The sequence below is a fragment of the Pseudoalteromonas sp. QJM3NY_12 genome, from assembly GCF_056173165.1.
Genome location: NZ_JBWBUF010000002.1, coordinates 373,508 through 394,939 on the forward strand (window position 1 = coordinate 373,508; position 21,432 = coordinate 394,939).

Sequence of the window (21,432 nt, forward strand, 5' to 3'; positions counted from 1 at the left end):
TGAGTCTACCCTTGTTGATATTAGCCAAGGTAACTTGACTGCACGTGCGTCGACCAAAAAACGTTTTCAGGTTGGGAGACTTAATACCTGTTTAAATGATATGGCAAAGCAGATGGAAGGCATTTTAGGTAGCCACAAACAGCTTACCCATGTTATTGCTCATGAATTTCGTTCTCCTTTATTTCGTATGCAAATGATCTTGGAAATGCTAGTAACTGCCAAAAACGACAATATGATGGCTCATGTAAAAGGACTGGAGGATGAAATTTTCTGTTTAGAGGATTTAGTGAAGGAACTGTTAAGTTATGCGAAAATGGAAAGAGCAGAGCTTAATCTACAACTTGAAGAAGTTAATATTGCTGATTTTTCACAATATTTACAGGAAAAGTTATTGATTGAATGTAAGGCAAGTCTTCAATGGAATAATCAAATTTGTAATGAAATTAGCGTTTTACTTGATAAGTCGTTAACCGAACGCGCGATTACTAACCTTGTAAAAAATGCAGATAAATATGGTGAATCTGAAGTTTATGTTTGTATGGTTAAAATTGTTGACTCAATAGTCGTTTCTGTTGAAGATAATGGCAAAGGCATTCCACCTCAGCAGCAAGCCAATATTTTTGAACCTTTTTATCAAATCAATGATGGTAATCAGAAAGCTGGTTTTGGGCTTGGATTAGCTATTGTGAAAGAAATTGCGCAGTTGCATGGGGGAAGTGTTGTTGTCAGCGACAGTAAATATGGTGGCGCCAAGTTTGATCTAACTTTGCCAATTAAACACTAGTGAGCTATTGCGACTTAGATTGGCAACCACAGTGCCTTGATTTTCATTTAAGCACCGCACCGGTATCAACCGCCAGCAAAATGCAAGTGCGTCAGCCGCTTAACAACAAGGCCATAGGCCGCTGGAAGAATTTTAAGCCTTATACAGAGCAAGCGCAGACTTATCTTTTAAAGCAAAATATACCAATTGAATAAAGAGTTGAGGTGCAGGAAGTAACTATCATATTCTCAACCACTAAATACGGGGAATTTTAAAGTTTGAGATTAGTGTTTAATTTTCACCTAGGGTGGGCTGAGCGAAACGAACCAACTAAAATATTCCCAACAAAAAACGCTTTCCTATAAAGCGTATAAGCCTAGACAAAACATTTCAAAATTTATCTTAAACCTCTTTTGTAGCGTCACTTTCATTACGTACTCTGCCCAAACGAGTTGATATAATAATTAACACGCCACACACTATCCCCAAACCAATAGACTTACTTAATCCCAGTGATCCTAAAACAGGTTTTATCATAAAATAATTAAAAATAACCATAGGTAAAAGCGCAACGAAAAACACTTTTACATTAAAGGTTACTGCAAATGGTTTTTTGCATTGTGGGCACTCTCTTATCTTGCTCCAACTTTGTAGCGCTTTAGAAAAAAATCCAATTTTTTCTTCACAATGAGGACATTTATAAAATTGTGCATTCGCCTCAAAACCATCCTCTACTTCATGACTCGTTGTTGGGTTTTCAAGGCGATTATTTAACTCTTTTTTTAACTCATTTGTTCTTTCAGGATACGCTTCTTGATCGATAGCACGTAATGACTCTTCTAGCTCTGAAATTGAATATTCTGAGTAATTTGGTTCCATACCTGTGTTCTCCTTGTTTAATAAAGCCCACTGAGAAATAGTTTCGTTAAAGTATCACTCAAGAGGCGCTAGTCGACTGTTTATTATATAAATAAAATAAATGAAAAGTCGCTATAAAGGGTGCAATAATAATATATATAAAAATAAACTCTTTTGGTTTCATCGTACTAAATTCAGCCGTTGTTAAAACAACAGGACAAAAACTACAACCTAATAACAATCCAAGTTTCACAATGATAGGATGCTTTAATACCGTTAAATTTTTCATCGTTTTTATTAATGAATGTAGTGACCATAAACCATATGCACCACCCAGCAAAAAATAGCCCAAAATAGGGTTTAATGTAAGTGAAAATACAACCCAACCAAATATACTATAAATCAAATAAAGCAATAACGTAGGTATAAAAACAAAAGCAGTATAAAGAGATATTATTTTTTGTAATTGAGAATTACTCATACGTCTTATAAACATCCAATACTGTATTAAATAACAGATAATAGCTGGCTAAAGCATCGTGCGATTGCAATATGTCGCTTTTTCAAAATCACTAATATTCATTGCAATGTTAGAAATTTCAGGAAATAAAGCAACAAGCTTACTAACAATTGCTCGTGAGAGGTTCGCTTTTTGCTCTGTTGTTCTTCCTTGCATTATATGGGCAAACACATGAATAAAGTCTTCACGCTTATTCCCCACAGAGAAAGTATTAAATGGATTTATTCTGACTTTTATATCACCTTCGTCGAATAAACCTGTAGCGTGAGCTACAAAATGAATTTGTTCAATAATGTATTCCTCATCATGTTCCCCAAAAACACTTTCAGAACAGTCCATTATAAAATGAGGCATATACTCTCCTTGATATTAATCGCTGATGTAAATATTTATTCAATACAACTTATATAAACATTTCGTGAGGGTTTAAAAAAAACATTCTTTTCCAACCCTGAGTCTGTGTTGTAGCTAACCAAGGAATTGGAATTATTGATAAGATTGAATAATGAATATGCGGTTGTTTTCCCTGAGCATTACCTGAATCCCCCAAAACACCAATAACTGAGCCAGTCTTAACAACAGTACCCGTTGTAACAGAGTAACTGTCCATATGCGCGTAATAGTGAATACGCCATTTAGGCCCTAATACTGCCACTACATTCCCGCCTTTTCGTGTTGTGCCCGTATAAATGACTAAGCCTTTGCTAGAAGAAAGTGTGGCAGTCCCTTTTTTACCAAATATATCAATCCCTTTATGGACCACAGAGCTTCCCCATGGCTCATACCAAAAAGTATTATGGTTCCAATCATTGGGTGTTGCACCCTCAACAGGAATAACAATGTCATCTGGTATGATCATACCTATAAGGAAAACTGCTGTAAGTAGAACGAGTATAAATCTTAATTTTTTCAATGAGCTATCCTTGGCACATATTAACCGAAGTACTACCAGTTTGGGTGTCAGCGTGGGAACTATTCATACAATGGGCTTTAGTTTATAAAGGGAATGTTTTAATGCCCTAATTAGGCCACGTTAATAAAATGCGCTGCCCTAAGTCGTCCCTGCATTACTAAGCATATTTATTGCCTGATATTAAACCGAATTAAGCGCGTTAAATCAACACTCTAATTTCGACTATAAGTTAAGTTGAAGATGAGCGCCTCAATTAATACAAGGATAGCGTTGCATTCACCAGTTGAACTCACAGCCATGAGCGGACTGTCGTAACCTTAGACTCTTGTTAAGTGCCCTATTGCTCAACATATTTAAAGGTATCAGCACCATCGAAAAACCTAACATTAACAGACTTAAATAGCTCAGGAGTAGCCATTCTGGTGTTGATTGCGACCCTATTTGTACCGTCATCTCTTTTTTGTGTGTAGTGAGTCGTGCAACCACAAAAAGTGCAAGAATGATATGAGCGAACTTTGCTACCCCACAAATGAACAGTAGCCTCTGATTTTACTTTAATATCAACTTGATCGACTGTGTAATAAGCCCAAAGAGCACCCAGCCGGTAACACATTGAACAATTACAACTGGTAATAGATTCTAGTAGCATGTCTGCTGTTATAACGATATTACCGCAATGACAAGTAGCTTTGACCATGTTTCCCCCTTGAACACTTAACGCCTCAATCAGCCGACGCGTTAGCGGTCTGCTGGATTGATTTGTTAGCATTTTCCTCGGTTAGTAAACATATACCCAACCAAATAAACCAAACAATTTGTGATACGCCAAATATTTCAGTAAATAGTTTGTCAGGATAAACCGTTGCAATGCCCGCTATGCCTACAAAATATCCGAGATAGTTAAGTGACCGGGGTAATCTGCCCTCTTGTATTGCTGCTACGCTAATCAATAGAACCCAAAGTCCGCCAACTAATTCATTTCCACCACCTATACTTTCTGTTATCACTGAAACGATTATCCACATATCAAGGGCTTTTTCTGGATTTGCATCCATCAGATCGATTGCATGATCAAGCCCGATATTCGAAATCATTCCACTTGCGATCACCAGACCGACCCAAATGCCCCCGAATAGAGATCCAATAGTAATTAAGGGATTAACTTTATATTTAAGCCTCTTATACATACCAATAACGAGTATGGCCAGAAAAATGCCAAACACCACGTACATTAGAAAATAGATCATTGAAAATAGAAGTTGATTTTCTGCCATGTAAGTCATTTTTTCGACTGGACTACCATCAACCGGATATGACCAAAAAGCCCCAAAATACACAAAGGCTGCTATGTAAATAAGCCCTTGGAAAATTGCTGCGATACCAGCTAGTTTTTGTAGACCCTTCATTTGGCGAAACCCCGTTTGTTGTATTGCTAAAACGCCTCATTCAGAGGCAAAAAATTGTTGGCTAAAATAGCGACGCAGGAGCAAAGCCAACTGTTATTTGTCCTGCTGCAATGACTTGTTAGCTTGTTCTACTCTATAATCCCTCATTTCAATTATTGCTATACATTTAGAAATATCATCTGATAACTTCATGGCTTTAGCAGTATTTATTTCTACATCTTTTTGAGTCGCTGGCTCTGCATGTTTTGAAGAATGAAGGATAAATTGAGATTGTTCTCCTGCAACCATAGGCTTACTACAATCTAGGGCAAAAGAGCCGTGAGCGACTAGGTTTCTTTTATTACATAGTTCTAGCGCCATCTGCAGTAACTCTATAAGCCTATTATGAAAGTCGTCACTTTTCGATAAAGTGTTAATTTGGCTTTTTAATCTATCTGCAAGTGGCTTTTTTGACCATGTTTTACTTATATCTTTATTTAGAACTTTCTTCTGGATGATATTTGTCATCCAATCTATTTCGTTCATAGAAATTATTATATGCCCAATATACAGAGCCCAAATATTTTTATTCATTAGTTCACACTAAATTTAAAACGCCACTTTAGAAAACAAGCTAACAATTTAATAGTGCGCTCATCGCGCATATTTCTGCCGATATAACGCTCATTTACCTACTTTATGTAGTTTTAACAAATTCCCTAAGATATTACTATCACATTGTTTTCTATTATCTTAAAGCAAAGTTAAATGAACCAATATGCGCGCAGCGCTCATTTTCATGAATATATGCGCAAAGAGCAGCTTAACTAATCAATTAACGACCGATATTTAGTCAATCTCAATGACCGGTTATCGCTCTTTACCAAATTTTACATAAGCGCAGAAGACGTTGTAATCTTGCTAGTTATTTGTGATAACAAACTCGTGGTAGCCTTCTGTTTCAGGAGGATCAACTTTATCAACACGCATAACATTTAATTTAGCAAACAAACTATTCCAAAATTTTAACGCTAAACTATCGTTTAAATGAACAGCTACATGCCACTGATTTGTTTCAACAGGCATCAAGTTTTGAATAACAAATTTGGCAATGCCTTGTTTTCGATATTTGGGTAGAATAAAAATATCAGCCAACTCAGGTATTTCTTTGCCAACGATCTCAGTTGGTTCTACGGTAGCAAAACCAGCAATTTGGTTAGAAACGAGTACAAGATAAATAATGCAGTCTTCCTCACCACGCACTACACATTCTAAATATTCTTCATCAATATCATAGCAACCATCTGAACCAACATCTTCTAAATCAAATATACTCTGATGATATTGGTAAAACTGCCACAGCATTTTTATTGCAGCGATATCGGTTGATTCAGCTTTTCGTATTGTAGTGTCCATTTTATACCTATTTCCTTATGTGTGGTCCGACATTAGCTTTCATTAAAGAGATTAAGATTCGCTAGTAGTTATCTTTAAAAAACATCATGTTATTAAACGATAACTACTCGAAAATAACAACAAAAAAACTTTTAAGAATAGATTGAAAAAACCGCCAACAAGCTGATAGTCAAGCGAGCAAAACTTCACATCATACAGAAAAGCTCTGACTAACAGCTTCTCGCTCTTTGTCTAACTTCGCAAAAGTGTCAACTTTAGTTTATTCAGGACTCTCTCGTTTATGCTTAAAAAGTTGTCGAAAATACGACAAGGTGGGCTTTGTACGATACCATAATAACCTGGTCAAAAAGATTGGCAGGTAAACACAAGGGAATGGGCGAAGTGCATATTTTTTTCAGGCGCTTAAATGTAGAAATACCATTGTTAATTTAATAAGATAGGCCACAAATTTAGAACCTTAGTTTCTGTTAGCTTAAATTATTGAGTCGACCGTCACTTTTACCTCTGCGATCGAAGATGATATTTAAATTTACCAAAAACTGGCTCTCTCCAAATTTTGTTATGGTTGTTTTGTTCTCAATAATATCCATGATCTCTACCTATTACTTACATGAATCTGAGTCTGTAAAAATAAAGGCTGCTTTGTTTGTTTCTCCTTTTTTCTATTTAACAGGGCTCTATTACTTTTTGCATTTATTAACAACTCCCAATGAAATTACTTTAGGCAACAACAGTATCGAAATTGATGGGAAAGTTTATTCGTTAGGCTTAAATACTAAGTGTAGTGTTTTATTTAATAAAGCATCACAGGCTGAATTCGAAATAACCATAAATAATAAAAAGACCGTCACAACGTCTTTTTTTTATAAATGTGATTTTAATGAGGAAGAATTTATCAACTATTACACTGATAATGAAAATGTGTTTGCAGACTCAATGGCATTTAATTAATGGATAGTATCAAGCTGCTTTTAGTTAAATGCACACCTGTCGGTTCCCGTTGATAGTAATGACAGAACTAACTTAGATTTTGCAGTGACGAGCTAAACTCATCCCTTATGGCTCATACCTACATGCTAAGTTTTGATCTAATAGTTAAAACTATATAAAACTCAGCACGTAAATTAAGGGTTATTGCTCATCAGCGTCGCGAATGCGTTCTTTACGTTCTTGCTCTTCATCAAAGGCGGCTTGAATTTCGTCAAGTACTGAATCTACATCTGCAGCTTCGCTGTCGTCTTCAAATTCGCCACTGAGTTTTGAGTGCGGGGTTAAGTTAGCATCTTCAAACAGTGCCCACATTTCTTTGGCGTATTGCGTGTGTAATAACGCCGGTGCAAATTGACCATAATAGCGGCGCATATTATTTACATCACGGGCAAACATAGCTTCGGCGCTATTATTAGCAGAGGCATTAACCGCTTGGGGTAAATCAATAATTACTGGGCCGTTACTATCTACAAGTACGTTAAACTCCGATAAGTCACCGTGAATAATCCCAGCGCATAGCATTAGTTTAATGTAGTGCATCATTAATGTATGTTGCTCAATGGCTTGTTGCTCAGTTAAATCAACCGCGCCAAGTTGTGGTGCAACATCGCCTTCATCATCGCTTACAAGTTCCATTAGCAATACACCGTCAATGCAGCCGTAAGTTTGCGGTACCCGAACACCTGCTGAGGATAAACGCGACAGTGCGTCAACCTCGGCATTTTGCCAAATTTCTTCTTCTAATTGACGGCCGTAACTTGAACGTTTACCCATAGCACGGGCTTGGCGCCCGCCTCGCACTTTTCGCCCTTCTTGGTACTGTGCAGCTTTTTTAAAACTGCGCTTACTGGCATCTTTGTATACTTTAGCGCAGCGAATGTCATCGCCACAGGCGACGACAAATACATCGGCCTCTTTACCACTCATTAAACGGCTGATCACTTCATCAATAAAACCATCATCAACTAATGGCTGTAGGCGTTTAGGTATTTTCAAACGACACCTTCTAAAAATACAGAGTTGGCTTTTTGTTTTGCTATGTGGTTCAAACGAGGCATACCTTTGGGGATTGAAGAAAGTTATAAATTATTAGTAAACTTTAAAGTTACATTTAATGACTAAATACGCTGCTAGAATAAGCGACTACACAGAAAAAGCCAACCGCCTTTTTTGCTTTTTAAGTATTATTGAGCCCATATTTAATTAAAACAGCATAAAAATGCTAACAAATAAAAAAAACAATAAATACATAACTAAAATGTTAACTTATTCCAACCTAACCAAACTTCTACCTACATCATTTAACTCCCCGCAATACGCTTCAGTCAATTAATATTATTGTCTTTGGTTAAAGTTTATACTAGCAGTTTTTCTGTTATGTAAACGCAAAACTAGCATATAGCTAAGCGTTCATTCAGTAAGACTGCATTATTATTAATACTTTATAGAACATTAATAAACACAGGATTATTACACAGGAGTATATATTACATGGCAACCACACCTAAAAAGTCACATGAGGTTAATAATGTACAATCGGCCTTATTAAACCCAGATCACAGCATTCAAGTAAGAGGCGCACGTGTTCATAACTTAAAAGATGTGGATGTAAACCTGCCTCGTAATTCACTTGTGGTGTTTACCGGTATATCGGGCTCGGGTAAATCATCGCTCGCCTTTGGGACATTATTTGCCGAATCGCAACATCGTTATCTTGACTCAGTTTCGCCTTATGCACGCAGGTTAATCGATCAGGTAGACGAGCCTGATGTAGATTCGATTGAAGGGCTGCCACCAGCGGTAGCATTACAACAACAGCGTGGTGCACCCTCGGTACGTTCATCGGTGGGTAGTGTAACCACTATATCTAACGCGCTGCGAATGCTCTACTCACGCGTAGGCGAATACCCCAAAGGGCAAGGCATACTTTACGCCGATGCGTTTTCGCCCAATACGCCACAAGGCGCCTGCCCAGAGTGCCATGGTATTGGCCGCGTTTTTAACGTCACCGAAGAGCTACTAGTGCCCGATCCCACTAAATCAATTAAAGAGCGCGCCATTGCAGCATGGCCGCCTGCTTGGCAAGGTAAAAACCTAAGCCGTATTCTTACCTCTTTAGGCTACGATATTAATAAACCGTGGAATACCCTGCCTAAAAAAGCCCGTGATTGGATTTTATTTACCGACGAAACACCTACGGTGCCCGTGTTTCCTGAGTACACACTTGAGCAAACACAAGCGGCAATTAAAAATGGAGAAAGCCCTAGCTACATGGGTACATTTACAAGTGCTAAACGTTTTGTTTTACAGTCGTTTGCAAGCACTCAAAGCCCACGTACTAAAAAGCGCGTATCGCAGTATATGCAAATATCACAGTGCCCGCAGTGTGAAGGAAAAAAGCTTAAAAAAGAGTCATTATCGGTTAAAGTAGCTGGTCTTGATATAGGCGAAATTTCGCAGCTAACACTCAATGAGCTAGCAGATAAGCTAAGGTTTGCTGCTAGTAACCCCGCTAAAAGTAATGCTGCAAATCCCGAAAAAGCCATAGTTGCAAAGCGTATAGCAGGCGACATTCTTAAACGCGTTGAAGCACTCACCAAACTTGGTTTAGGGTATTTATCGCTTGAACGCACCACCCCATCGTTATCGCCTGGTGAATTACAGCGCTTGCGGCTTGCAACGCAAATTCGATCAAAATTATTTGGTGTAGTGTATGTGTTAGATGAACCCTCAGCAGGTTTACACCCTGCCGATACACAAGCCTTATTAGCCGCACTAGATGAGCTAATTGCCGCTGGTAACTCAGTGTTTGTGGTTGAGCACGACGTAAGTGTTATTCGCCATGCCGATTGGGTGGTTGATGTAGGACCAAATGCGGGCTCCCGTGGCGGTAATATTGTTTATAGCGGCCCTGTTGCAGGCTTAAAGCAAATTAGTAACTCACACACGAGCCAGTATTTATTTAAAAATGACGAATCTCAGCAAGCTCAAATACAAAGTAAACAACGCCCAGCAAAAGCATGGCTAACGCTTAAAAATGTTGAGCGTAATAACTTACAAAAACTTAATGTAGAATTTCCGCTTGGGGTTATTACAAGTGTTACAGGGGTATCAGGCTCAGGTAAATCAAGCTTAGTAAGCCAAGCGCTTGTTGAATTGGTTTACGATGCACTAGGGCAAAAATCGCAGCCACAAATACCTACAGATGAAGCCGAGCTACTCGAGCAAGAGCTCGATATAACAACTGGCGGGCAAATAACTCACGGCATTGAACACATAAAGCGCCTGGTAACGGTTGATCAAAAAGCCATTGGCCGCACACCTCGTTCAAACCTTGCAACTTACACGGGCTTATTCGATCACGTACGTAAACTGTTTGCCAATACCAAAGAGGCAAAAGCGCGTAAGTACGATGCCGGTCGCTTTTCGTTTAACGTTAAAAAGGGTCGCTGTGAAAATTGCGAAGGCGTAGGCTTTGTAAGCGTGGAGCTGTTATTTTTGCCTAGCGTGTATTCGCCCTGCCCTGTGTGTAACGCCAAGCGCTACAACCAAAAAACACTCGACATTACCTATAAAGATAAAACTATTGCCGATGTGCTTAATTTAACCGTTGAATCAGCGCATACATTTTTTGCCGACGAACCTATTATTTTGCGCGCGCTAAATGCGCTGCTACAAGTAGGTCTTGGCTATTTACGTTTAGGCCAACCTGCTACTGAGCTTTCGGGTGGCGAAGCCCAACGTATTAAACTTGCCACTGAACTACAGCGTACTCAGCGCGGCGACACACTTTATATTTTAGATGAACCAACCACAGGCCTACACCCTAAAGATGTAGATATGCTAATGGCGCAGTTAAATGGCTTAGTTGATGCTGGGAACACCGTCATTATGGTTGAGCACGATATGCAAGTTGCCAGTAACAGTGATTGGGTTATTGATATTGGCCCAGGAGCCGGCGACGAAGGCGGGATAATAGTTGCACAAGGTAAACCAAACGAGGTTGCGCAATCTACAAAAAGCCGTACTGCGCCGTTTTTAAAAGCGCAGTAAAGTCAAGCATACTCAGATTAAAAGGTTAGCAGTTTTGTATGCGCCAAATAAAAAAAGAGCCTCGGGCTCTTTTTTAACCCAAAGCTAACCAAACTCCCACTAGCACCATTAAACTCCCCGCAATACGATTCATCCACTTAATATTATTGCCTTTGGTTAAAAATAGCCGCAGGCTTTTGCCACCTGTTGCGTAAATCATCATACAGATAAGCTCTGAGAGCAAAATAATGGCCACCAGCACCGCTAACTGTGGCGCAACATTGTATTGTACGTTAATAAAAGGAGGTAATAAGGAAATCATAAACGCCCATCCCTTAGGGTTGGCAATGGCGGTTACAAACCCCTGTGAAAATAATGAATATCGGCTCACGGCTGTTGTGTTATGCGTATCAACCGACATCTTTCCTTTCGCACGCCACATATTAATGCCAATGTAGATTAAATAAGCGCCACCTAGCCATTTTAAAATATCAAATGCACTGGGGTAATTAAGCATAACGCTGGCTACACCAAGCACCGCGGCTACCGCAACGCTAGCGACACCTAATAGCTCGCCAATCATCATCCATAAAGTTCGGCGCACGCCTATACTCATGCCTAAAGTCATGGCCAGTGTCATGCACATACCAGGAGTAATAGACACAAAAAAGAACGTAGGAACAAATACCGCAAGTGCAGCTACATCAATCATTTAAAGCTCGCAATAGGTTAAAAAAGTAGTGTTAATTTTGAATGAAAGGGTAAAGGAAAAATAGCTATCGGTAAATTAGAAATAACAGCATCGAGAGTCGGGCTAAGAGCACCGAGCTTAGCCCGAGGCCCGAGACACGTAGCTCGAAACTCTTAGCAAATTAATTTACTGTTGTTTCAGTGTCTACTTCGTTATCACTTAGCAAGTACTTATCAAGCCACTGCTCTTGCTCCCACAGTACATGTAATAAGCTTTTACGGGCACGGTAGCCATGAGCCTCATAAGGAAGCATCACTAAACGCGCTTCTTTACCCAAGCCTTTAAGTGCAGCATACATACGCTCACTTTGCATTGGGAAAGTGCCGTGAGATTAAGAGTGGATCTTCTTGATCTCACGGCACAATACACTATTGAATCGGTTGTTCTACCATATCAACTGGTTCAACGTTATCACTTAATAAATACTTATCAAGCCACTGCTCTTGCTCCCACAGTACATGTAATAAGCTTTTACGGGCACGATAGCCGTGGGCTTCGTAAGGAAGCATCACTAAACGCGCTTCTTTACCCAAGCCTTTAAGTGCAGCATACATACGTTCACTTTGCATTGGGAAAGTTCCCGAATTAGGATCCTCTTGACCGTGGATCATTAACATAGGTTCGTTAATCTTCTCAGCATGGAAAAACGGCGACATGTTTGCGTACACACTTTGTGCTTGCCAAAAGTCACGTTCTTCACCTTGAAAACCAAACGGTGTTAATGTGCGGTTATACGCACCACTTCGGGCAATACCAGCCTTAAACAAGTCGCTATGCGCTAATAAGTTAGCCACCATAAATGCACCGTAAGAATGCCCTGCAATGGCAATATTGTCTTTATCAGCAATGCCCTTTTCAACCAGTACATCAACCGCTGCTTTGGCGCTAGAAACCAACTGTTTTCTAAAGTGATCATTTGGCTCACTGCCATCAACACCTACAATCGGCATTTTAGGATCATCAAATACTGCAATCCCTTTAGCTAAATAAGGCATCGGGCCCCAATAACCTATATAGGTAAATTCATATTCTGATTCGCGCACTTGTGAAGCAACCGCTTTATCTTTATATTCAAGTGGATATGCCCACATCAATACAGGTAAAGGCCCTTGTGTTTTGTCATACCCAGGCGGTAAATAAAGCGTACCAGATAGCTCAACGCCGTCATCGCGGGTATAACGTAATTGCTCTTTAGTCACCCCTTTAAATGCAGGATACGGATGCTCAAACTGAGTCAGTTGCGTTAAGCTATCTTTATCTAAATCACGAATAAAAAAGTTAGGCTGCTGCGTTTTAGATTCACGAATAGTAATAATACGCTTACCTTCATCGTCTAATAAAGCACGCACTCGCTCGTAGTAAGGTGCAGCAGATTGCCAAATTCGTTTAGAGCTGTTTGTTTTTACATCGTATTGATCTAAAAATGGAATATTTCCTTGCTCAGATGCTCCATTACCACGAAGGTAAATGTAACGTCCACCAACGACTTTTATAACACGTGTTCCTAAGTCGTTACGCTCATATATGGCACTACCAGGGTCTTTGTAAGCATCATTGTAACTGCGCTCTGAAAATAGCACACGATTGCTATCAGCATTACGTGGTTGAATTACATAAGTGCGCACTTGTCTGTCACTAAAGCGCCAATCACTTAGCATGGCAATGCTGTCATTACCCCACTCTATACCTGCATAACGGCGCTCTACTTTTGCAAACAACTTTGGTTCGCGCCTAAACGGTGCACGTAAACTATAAAGGTAATCATGATGCTCAACCTCAGTTTTCATGTCGCCGCCATCTTGCGCTTCGGCCCAAATAACCTCCGCACCCTGATCGGCTCGCCACTCAAAATCACGACGACCAGTGCGAACACTGTCATACCCTTGTGGAATGTTGTCGGCAAGGGGTTGCTTTGCCAGCTCGACTAATGCATATCCACGCATTCCCCATATTTGCCATGTAGTTGCAAAACGGCTGTAAGGAACTTGATACGAAAATGGCTCGTCGATGGTCGCGACTAAAATATTGGTTGAATCAGGCGAAATTGAAAACGATTTAAATAAGCCAGCACGACCTATTTGCTGAGCCTTACCATCAAGCGTTATATATGCTAATTGCCCTTGGCCATAAAACTTAAACTGTGCTTCATCAAACGGGCTGGTTAATAAATTTTGATAAGTACGCGCTGGCGCTTTTTCACCGCTACTTTGTTGAATAACTGGTACCGTACTTTGGGTATCATTGGTTAATCTGGGTTTGTCTAAGTTAACCGCTAAATTAGCCACAATCGCTGTGCTATCGGGTAACCACTGATAAGGTGTAGCAGTTAATACTGAATTAAGTGCAAGCTCATTTAACTGCTTTGCTTGCTTGGTTTTAACGCTATAAACCCAAAGCCGTGCGTTATCCGATTGTTCAACAATAAACGCTAAATACTCGCTATTTGCTGACCAGCGAGGGGAGCGAATAATCCCCTGTGGCAAATTATTCACGTTAACCACAGTACCACTTTCTACATGCTTAAGTTCTAACGCACTGTATTTAGCACTAACCCGGGAACGTGAAAAGTTAGCTGGGTTGAGCTTGATCCCAGCAAGCTTAAACTCTTCTTTTGCCAGCTCATCAAGCGACACAACACGCTTTCGTTCAAACAAAGCAAGCCACTGGCCATCATTTGATAAAGAGCTAGTAGGGGCTAACTTAGCATCTACGAGTGTAGCAAGCGCAGGTGAAGGGGTTTGATATCCTTGCTCTGCATAACTTGCAGGCAATAAAACAATGCAGCCTATCAAGGCAATTAATAGCCTAAAAGCATTCATGTTTTTATCCTTTTTATTTTTGAATATTACCGGATATATAAACACGTTTTGCACCATTCATAAAGTGTTAAGCTAAGTAATGACTTAAGCAGCCTGAATACGCTAAAATACACGCCTATTTACTCAACGCTAAAATTGGTTGTTTATGTCCATTAATTTGCAGCATTTTAGTTTTTCGAAATCATTTTCTGCTTTTTAAATACCGTTACAGCTTTTAAAAATATACCACTGTGTTTGAGTCTGTTTTTCCATCAAATAATTAGAGAATCTAGCCAATGAAAAAAGTGCTGGTAATTGGCTATGTATGGCCAGAGCCCAATTCATCTGCTGCAGGTACGCACATGATGTCGTTACTAAATGCGTTTAGGGCGCAAAACTGGGATGTTGAGTTCGCCACGCCCGCACTGCCTACCGAACACATGGTTGACCTTGCCGACTTTGGTATAACCAGCCAAAGCATCGCTCTTAACTGCGATAGTTTTGATGACTATGTTAAAGCTTACAACCCCGATTTAGTGATGTTCGATCGTTTTATGATGGAAGAACAATTTGGTTGGCGCGTAGATAAGCATTGTCCTAATGCACTTAAAATTTTGGATACCGAAGATTTACAATGCCTGCGTAATGCACGCCATGAGGCGCATAAAGGTGAGCGCGAATTCAACCACAGCGATTTACTATCAGACATAGCTAAACGTGAAATAGCCGCTATTTTACGCTGCGATCTTAGCTTAATTATCTCAAGCTATGAGATGGAACTACTCAATGAAGTGTTTAAAGTTGAGCCTAGCGTGTTACATCACTTACCATTTATGGTTGATTTAAGTGCCTTACCTGAGCAAACTAAATCGTATGAACAACGCCAACACTTTATGACCATTGGCAATTTCCGACATGCCCCAAACTGGGATGCGGTACTCTATTTACAAAAAATTTGGCCGCTTATCCGCAAACAACTACCGCAGGCAGAATTGCATATTTATGGTTCCTACCCACCGCCAAAAGCCACCGCGCTTAATAATCCTAAAACCGGCTTTTTAATTAAAGGTTGGGCCGATGATGCGTATGAAGTAATGCAAAGTGCGCGGATTTGCTTAGCTCCTTTGCGTTTTGGGGCAGGTATTAAAGGTAAACTTTTAGAAGCCATGATCATGCAAACTCCAAGCATCACCACGCCTATTGGCAGCGAAGGTATGCACAGCACGTTGACGTGGCCAGGTGTGGTAACAGCAGATGTGCAAGCTTTTGCAGATGCCGCAGTCTCTTTATACAACAACGAGGCTAAATTTAGCGAAGCACAAGCCGCTGGCGGCCTTCTGCTTAATACTCTGTATGACAAAGTACAGTTAAGTGCTCAATTAATTGAAAAAATCGACTCAATAAGCAGTAATTTAGATGCTCACCGGATGAAAAATTTCACGGGTCAAATGCTCAAACACCATACCATGCGCAGCACACAATATATGTCGCAGTGGATAGCAGAAAAAAATAAAAAATAACATTAAAAATCACTAGACAGGCGGCGATTTGTGTTTAAAATCGCCGCAAATAAACTTGGGCAATTTTAGCATTATTGCCTATATTTTTAGCTTAGTTATTTAATAGTTGGTTCAAAACAAATTTGAAAACCGCAACGTTTACTGAAAAACGCAAATTTATCGTTAAATTGGGCAAAATGCTCCATAAATACGGTACCCCTGCCTATCGCTTAGAAGCCCACTTAATGGAAGTGGCGACTTATTTAGATCTTAAATCTTCGTTTGTTATGTCGCCCACGTCGGTTACCTTTGTTATTTGGACCGATGGCCATGAAGATGAATATACCCATGTTGCCCGCGTTGACCCAGGCGATCACGATTTAGGTTCACTTGCCGATACCGACGATTTAGTTAATAAAATGCTCAATGGCGAGCTCACGTTGCAAGAGGTTGATCAGCAACTTGATATCATTTTTGATGCTCCAAATCCTTATAACAGAGTGCTGACAGGCGTTGCCTTTGCCACCTCTGGTGGCGCATTTGCCATGCTTATGGGCACCAGTTGGAATGATGTTATTTGGTCTGGTTTATTGACCTTTGTTGTATACTTATTTGTATTGTGGTCGGCTCGTTCGAAACGTGTGGCTCACATGCTTGAGCCATTAGTAGCAATAGTGTCGGCTATTCTTGCTTGTGCTATTAGCGTTCATTTAGATGCACACATCAACATTCGATTAATTGTACTCTCTGCCATTATTGTGTTTATACCCGGTTTAGCCCTTGCACTTGGCCTTGCTGAACTTGCAGCCAGACACTTAGTATCGGGCACAGCACGCGTGATGGACTCATTTATGTTGCTGTTTAAGCTTTATTTTGGGGCTTTTATTGGTCTTGCTATTGGCTTTGCGGTCTTTGGGCAAGCCGATTTCGTACAACCTGAGCCGCTGCCAAAGTGGACTGCATGGCTCGCTATTTTACTTTTGTGTAGTAGCTTAATCGTTATCTTTAGAACAAAGCTTAAACATGCAATGTGGTCTATTGCCTCAGGCTTTATAGCTTATGGCACTAGTATTGGGCCTGCTATTTATTTAGATTTAAATTACACGTTAGGGACCTTTATTGGTGCATTTTCTGTTGGTGTGTTCAGTAATTTATTTAACCGTGTTGCTAATGCCCCGGCCTCAATTGTTGCTATGCAAGGCCTAATTGTATTGGTACCAGGGAGCAAAACGTATATTGGTTTAAACTCACTGATTGAAGGCCAAGACTTTGTTTATGCAGATCATATTGGTCAGCAAACGTTTTTAATCTTTATGTCGCTGGTGGCAGGACTTATTTTTGCAAACGTGGCACTTCCTCCTAAAAAGAGTCTATAGATTTATGCGCGGTTTTAAGCCGCGCTTTTGCATAACTACAACATTAAACCTCCTCTTTTGAGGATTAATCGCATTTTTTAGTATATTGAGAACACCTTGCTATAATGGCTGAAATCTAATAAAGCAAAGGAAATAACAATGCTAAAAACTAGCTTAGCGATAGCAATTGGGCTTTCAAGCTCACTTGCATTTGCGCAATCAGCAATTACTGTTGAAGACATTCCAAAAGTAAAATCAGTAATACAAACAACCGTTAGCCCCGATGGCGACAGTGTTGCATTTACCCGTTCGTTACCTCGCACGCTTTACGTTGACGAAAATGGCAGCAATTACAGTGAGCTTTATGTTGTTGACGATAAAGGTGTTGAACGCCCTTTTATTACCGGTTCAGTTAATATTAAAAGCCTACAATGGTCAAACGACAGCAAAACAATTTACTTTTTAGCGAAATTAAAAGACGACAAATATACTTCGCTTTACCAAATACCTGTTGATGGCGGCCAAGCACAAGCGGTTATGTCATTAAAAGACACATCTATTTCAAGCTATCAGTTAAGCCCTGATAACAAGCAAGTCGCTATTTTAGCAATGCCAGCTGCTGATAAGTCAGAAAAAGAACTTAAAAAACTTGGCTTTAAAGCAGAAGTGTACGAGCAAGGCCTTAAAAACAAGCAGCTTTTTATTGTAGATTTAGCTAAAGCCGACAAGCCACTTACCCCTACCGCACTCAATGTTGATAACTACGTGAGTGACGTTAATTGGGCTGCGAATGGTGAAAAGCTTCTGGTTAAAACTCAACCTACTGCACTAATTGATGATAAATACACAAAATCGATGTGGCACTTGTTTGATATTGCCAGCAACAAAGTCACCTTATCGTTTAAAACTGAAGGTAAGTTAGGCGATGCCGAGCTTTCTCATGACGGGAAATACATTGCTATTTTAGGTGCAGAAGATAAGCACGACCCTGCAACTGGCCGCTTATTTATTGCCGATACTAAAACCGCCGAAATCACTGAATGGTTACCTAACTTTATGGGCCACGTTGTTGACTTTGAATGGTCGCATAAACGTAACACGCTTAACTTTATTGCCAATGTGGGCACAGAAAGTTTTGTTGCGAGCATTAAAACCGGCTCTAACAAATACAAGAAGCTAGTAAAAGAGGGCAAATTTATTGCCTCACAGCTAAGTGTTTCTGATTCAGATAAAACACTAGCACTTCGTGGTAACACGGCAAAACACCCTAACGAAGTCTTTATTGTGCGCAGTAACAAGGCAAAGCGTTTAACTGATTCAAACAGCTGGTTAAACGACAAACGCTTTGCTAAACAAGAAACAATTACGCTCAAAGCACGTGACGGTGTAGAACTTGATGGTGTATTAGTTTACCCTCTCGATTATGAAAAAGGCACACGCTACCCACTAATTATGTCGGTACACGGTGGCCCTGAAAGTCATGATAAAAATGGCTGGGTAACTAACTACTCGCGTCCTGGTCAAATGGGCGCTGCACGTGGTTACGCGGTATTTTACCCTAATTACCGAGGTTCAACAGGTAAAGGCGTAGATTACTCTAAACTGGGTCAAAACGATTACGCAGGTAAAGAGTTTGACGACTTAGTTGATTTTAAAAATCACCTTGTTGATATGGGATTAGTTGATACTAAACGCGTGGGTATTACCGGTGGTTCTTACGGCGGTTATGCATCAGCGTGGGGCGCAACAAAGCTAACCGAGCACTTTGCTGCCAGCGTTATGTTTGTGGGTGTCACTAACCAGCTATCTAAATTTGGTACTACTGATATTTCAAACGAAATGAACCTAGTTCATGCGCGTTCATACCCATGGGATAAATGGCAATGGTACCTAGAGCGCAGCCCAATTTACTGGGCGGGTCAATCTGAAACGCCACTGCTTATTATGCATGGTAAAGACGATCCTCGTGTTCACCCTGCACAATCTATGGAACTTTACCGTTACATGAAAGTGCAAGGTAAAGATGTTCGCCTTGTTTACTACCCAGGCGAAGGCCATGGTAACCGTAAAGTAGCGGCACAGTACGATTACAGCTTGCGTTTAATGCGTTGGATGGACAACTACTTAATGGAAGGCAAAAAAGACATGCCTGCATTTGAAATTGACCATGCGGCTAAATTAAAAGCAGTGAAAGACGCTAACAAATAAGTCTTAGCTTAATACCAAAGGCCAACATAATATGTTGGCCTTTTTGTTAGTAATGCCAGGCATGCTTAGTGGCACAGCGCTGCTTATGTTACACTCTGACTAATTATTCTGATAACTGCTAATCACACTATTGCCATGTCAAACCCTGCTAGCTGCTTTACCACTTTTAATGAAAACATAGATAACCTTGCACTGCCTGAGCAGTTTACGTTTCCCTTTTATTATAAACCTCATCCGCTGGCCGTTGCCGCTGCAAAACAATTACAACAACAATTAAAAAAGCTAGATAAGGCTATTTTAGATACAGATGATATTGATGCCGGTAAAATGTTTGGCGTATTGGTTGTTCAAGATGAGTCGCAACAGCTAGGCTTTATTAGCGCCTATTCGGGGCAAATAGCGGGGATAGATGAGCAACTGCATTTTACGCCAAATGTGGCACTTAAACATATAGACGATGCAGAATTTAGTCAGCAGAGCCAAGTGATTAACGATATCAATGCGCAAATTACAGCCTTGCAAAACAGTGATAATTATCAACAAATTGAGCAACAGTTAGTGACTGCTCGCCAACACTATGAGCAACAACTTATCGCCAAGCAGCAAGCGATGCAAGTAACTCGAAAACAGCGAAAACAGCAACGGCAAGCCGCCGGCGAACAACTCAATAATGATGAGTTTGAAAAACTGAAGAACCAATTAGCTGGGCAGAGCATTGTTGAGAAAAAACAACTACAAGCATTAAAGCAACAGTGGCAAACACGCATTGCAGCGCTTGAACAAGCACAACTCACAATAGATGATGAAATTAACGGATTAAAAAAACGCCGTAAAGTACTCTCTAAAAATTTACAAAAAAAGCTATTCGCTCAATACCAGTTTTTAAATGCAAACGGCGAAGTGACCGATTTGAATGCTATTTTTGCCAAACTGCCCGAGCACACACCGCCTTCAGGCGCGGGAGATTGTGCCGCGCCAAAATTATTACAATATGCTTATAAACATAATTTAAAGCCCCTGGCTATGGCCGAATTTTGGTGGGGCGCACCGCCTAAGTCGGCAATAAGACATCATTTACATTATTACCCATCGTGCTATAGCAAATGCCAGCCTATTTTAGGGCATATGCTAGAGGGGTTAAATGTTGAAGACAACCCGCTCTTGGTCAACCCTGCACAGGGTAAAGATCTAACGATTGTTTATCAAGACGATGATTTGTTGGTGGTAAATAAACCTGCTGAATTTTTATCTGTGCCAGGCATTAATATTGACGACTCGGTATATATGCGAATCAAAACTCAGTTCCCACACGCTTCGGGGCCACTTATTGTGCACCGATTAGACATGTCGACTTCAGGGCTGTTAATGATTGCGTTAAATAAACGGGTGCATAAAGCACTGCAAAAACAGTTTATAGAGCGTAGTGTAGAAAAACGATATATTGCTTTAGTGGCGGGTAATATTGCTGCTGAGAGTGGCACTATAGAGTTACCTTTAGTACTTGATTTTGATGATAAGCCACGGCAAATGGTGTGTTACAAAACGGGGAAGCCGTCATTAACAACATGGCAGGTACTGGAACGTAAAAATAATACCACCCGCTTACAACTCTATCCGAAAACAGGACGTACTCATCAATTGCGTGTTCACTGTGCCCACCACTTAGGGTTAAATACACCCATTGTGGGCGACACCCACTACGGTGAAAAATCAGACCGACTACATTTGCATGCCGAGTATTTAGCTTTTACCCATCCTATTAGTCATGAACGATTAGAATTTGAAGTAGCCGCTGATTTTTAAATCAGCGCTGCTTTTAGTTGTATCGGATTCTAAAACAGTGCCATTTTTTCATATTGCAAAGTAGGTAACTTTTACCGTTGCAATATAGAAAAAATTACCTGCATTATGCAAAGCCACAACCCAAACAATATAAATATCTAT

At 40.2% G+C, this 21,432-nt stretch carries 19 protein-coding genes and 1 pseudogene; 8 read left to right on the forward strand and 12 right to left on the reverse strand.

The annotated features are described in order from the left end of the window. The first annotated feature begins 313 nt into the window (after window positions 1-313). Together AC0VZ5_RS17505 and AC0VZ5_RS17510 are read left to right on the forward strand one after the other, a co-directional pair. Window positions 314-784 (forward strand): sensor histidine kinase, encoded by a 471-nt coding sequence (locus AC0VZ5_RS17505; protein ID WP_475475109.1) that lies wholly within the window; start codon window positions 314-316, stop codon window positions 782-784. Beyond that, a pseudogene (locus tag AC0VZ5_RS17510) lies at window positions 781-978 on the forward strand (tetratricopeptide repeat-containing sulfotransferase family protein); the annotation flags it as partial. The gene AC0VZ5_RS17505 and the pseudogene AC0VZ5_RS17510, both read left to right, overlap by 4 nt. Before the next feature lie 187 nt (window positions 979-1,165). Here AC0VZ5_RS17510 and AC0VZ5_RS17515 read toward each other — a convergent pair. The 8 genes from AC0VZ5_RS17515 to AC0VZ5_RS17550 all read right to left on the reverse strand — a co-directional run bounded on the left by AC0VZ5_RS17515 (window position 1,166) and on the right by AC0VZ5_RS17550 (window position 5,855). Then, complete coding sequence (locus tag AC0VZ5_RS17515) at window positions 1,166-1,642, reverse strand: hypothetical protein (protein WP_198522758.1); 477 nt, start codon at window positions 1,640-1,642, stop codon at window positions 1,166-1,168. Between the two features lie 58 nt (window positions 1,643-1,700). Beyond that, window positions 1,701-2,102 (reverse strand): hypothetical protein, encoded by a 402-nt coding sequence (locus AC0VZ5_RS17520; RefSeq protein ID WP_464711927.1) that lies wholly within the window; start codon window positions 2,100-2,102, stop codon window positions 1,701-1,703. A gap of 48 nt (window positions 2,103-2,150) precedes the next feature. Beyond that, a complete protein-coding gene (locus AC0VZ5_RS17525; RefSeq protein WP_178957411.1) occupies window positions 2,151-2,495 on the reverse strand; it encodes a 5-carboxymethyl-2-hydroxymuconate Delta-isomerase in 345 nt (114 codons plus the stop codon). 49 nt (window positions 2,496-2,544) lie between these two features. Further along, window positions 2,545-3,054: a M23 family metallopeptidase gene (locus AC0VZ5_RS17530; RefSeq protein WP_198522760.1), complete on the reverse strand. Its 510-nt coding sequence runs from the start codon at window positions 3,052-3,054 to the stop codon at window positions 2,545-2,547. 337 nt (window positions 3,055-3,391) lie between these two features. Next, window positions 3,392-3,823 carry a GFA family protein gene (locus tag AC0VZ5_RS17535; RefSeq protein ID WP_475475102.1) on the reverse strand — a complete coding sequence of 144 codons (432 nt, stop codon included), beginning with the start codon at window positions 3,821-3,823 and terminating at the stop codon, window positions 3,392-3,394. Then, window positions 3,777-4,460 carry a DUF4386 family protein gene (locus AC0VZ5_RS17540; RefSeq protein ID WP_290171331.1) on the reverse strand — a complete coding sequence of 228 codons (684 nt, stop codon included), beginning with the start codon at window positions 4,458-4,460 and terminating at the stop codon, window positions 3,777-3,779. The genes AC0VZ5_RS17535 and AC0VZ5_RS17540 overlap by 47 nt, the downstream gene beginning before the upstream one ends. Before the next feature lie 93 nt (window positions 4,461-4,553). Beyond that, window positions 4,554-5,033: a hypothetical protein gene (locus AC0VZ5_RS17545; RefSeq protein WP_475475103.1), complete on the reverse strand. Its 480-nt coding sequence runs from the start codon at window positions 5,031-5,033 to the stop codon at window positions 4,554-4,556. A gap of 327 nt (window positions 5,034-5,360) precedes the next feature. Then, on the reverse strand, window positions 5,361-5,855 hold the full coding sequence (locus AC0VZ5_RS17550) for a GNAT family N-acetyltransferase (RefSeq protein ID WP_475475104.1): 495 nt from the start codon (window positions 5,853-5,855) through the stop codon (window positions 5,361-5,363). A gap of 516 nt (window positions 5,856-6,371) precedes the next feature. On the opposite strand from AC0VZ5_RS17550, the gene AC0VZ5_RS17555 reads away from it, so the two are divergent. Continuing rightward, window positions 6,372-6,806, forward strand: coding sequence for a hypothetical protein (locus AC0VZ5_RS17555; protein WP_475475105.1), 435 nt, complete (start codon window positions 6,372-6,374; stop codon window positions 6,804-6,806). A 180-nt stretch (window positions 6,807-6,986) separates the two neighbouring features. On the opposite strand, the gene AC0VZ5_RS17560 is transcribed toward AC0VZ5_RS17555, so the two are convergent. Beyond that, the gene (locus AC0VZ5_RS17560) at window positions 6,987-7,841 is read right to left on the reverse strand and encodes a PA4780 family RIO1-like protein kinase (RefSeq protein WP_464711914.1); all 855 of its coding nucleotides are present in this window, start codon (window positions 7,839-7,841) and stop codon (window positions 6,987-6,989) included. Between the two features lie 495 nt (window positions 7,842-8,336). Here AC0VZ5_RS17560 and uvrA point away from each other — a divergent pair, with 495 nt between their 5' ends. Continuing rightward, window positions 8,337-10,898 carry an excinuclease ABC subunit UvrA gene (gene uvrA, locus AC0VZ5_RS17565; protein ID WP_475475106.1) on the forward strand — a complete coding sequence of 854 codons (2,562 nt, stop codon included), beginning with the start codon at window positions 8,337-8,339 and terminating at the stop codon, window positions 10,896-10,898. 73 nt (window positions 10,899-10,971) lie between these two features. Here the strand turns inward: uvrA and AC0VZ5_RS17570 are convergent, their stop codons facing one another. The 3 genes from AC0VZ5_RS17570 to AC0VZ5_RS17580 all read right to left on the reverse strand — a co-directional run bounded on the left by AC0VZ5_RS17570 (window position 10,972) and on the right by AC0VZ5_RS17580 (window position 14,447). Beyond that, window positions 10,972-11,589, reverse strand: coding sequence for a LysE family translocator (locus tag AC0VZ5_RS17570; protein ID WP_178956884.1), 618 nt, complete (start codon window positions 11,587-11,589; stop codon window positions 10,972-10,974). A gap of 160 nt (window positions 11,590-11,749) precedes the next feature. After that, complete coding sequence (locus AC0VZ5_RS17575) at window positions 11,750-11,941, reverse strand: alpha/beta hydrolase family protein (protein WP_076918701.1); 192 nt, start codon at window positions 11,939-11,941, stop codon at window positions 11,750-11,752. Window positions 11,942-11,996: 55 nt separating this feature from the next. Continuing rightward, entirely contained in the window at window positions 11,997-14,447 is a 2,451-nt protein-coding gene (locus AC0VZ5_RS17580; protein ID WP_475475107.1) for a S9 family peptidase, read from the reverse strand. 275 nt (window positions 14,448-14,722) lie between these two features. Here AC0VZ5_RS17580 and AC0VZ5_RS17585 point away from each other — a divergent pair, with 275 nt between their 5' ends. From AC0VZ5_RS17585 to AC0VZ5_RS17600, 4 genes are all read left to right on the forward strand, one after another. After that, window positions 14,723-15,946, forward strand: coding sequence for a glycosyltransferase (locus AC0VZ5_RS17585; RefSeq protein ID WP_475474766.1), 1,224 nt, complete (start codon window positions 14,723-14,725; stop codon window positions 15,944-15,946). 122 nt (window positions 15,947-16,068) lie between these two features. Continuing rightward, a complete protein-coding gene (locus AC0VZ5_RS17590) occupies window positions 16,069-17,301 on the forward strand; it encodes a threonine/serine exporter family protein (protein ID WP_198522769.1) in 1,233 nt (410 codons plus the stop codon). A 138-nt stretch (window positions 17,302-17,439) separates the two neighbouring features. Then, window positions 17,440-19,488 (forward strand): S9 family peptidase, encoded by a 2,049-nt coding sequence (locus tag AC0VZ5_RS17595; protein ID WP_178956887.1) that lies wholly within the window; start codon window positions 17,440-17,442, stop codon window positions 19,486-19,488. 135 nt (window positions 19,489-19,623) lie between these two features. Continuing rightward, a complete protein-coding gene (locus AC0VZ5_RS17600; RefSeq protein ID WP_475474767.1) occupies window positions 19,624-21,291 on the forward strand; it encodes an RluA family pseudouridine synthase in 1,668 nt (555 codons plus the stop codon). Window positions 21,292-21,432: the final 141 nt, after the last annotated feature.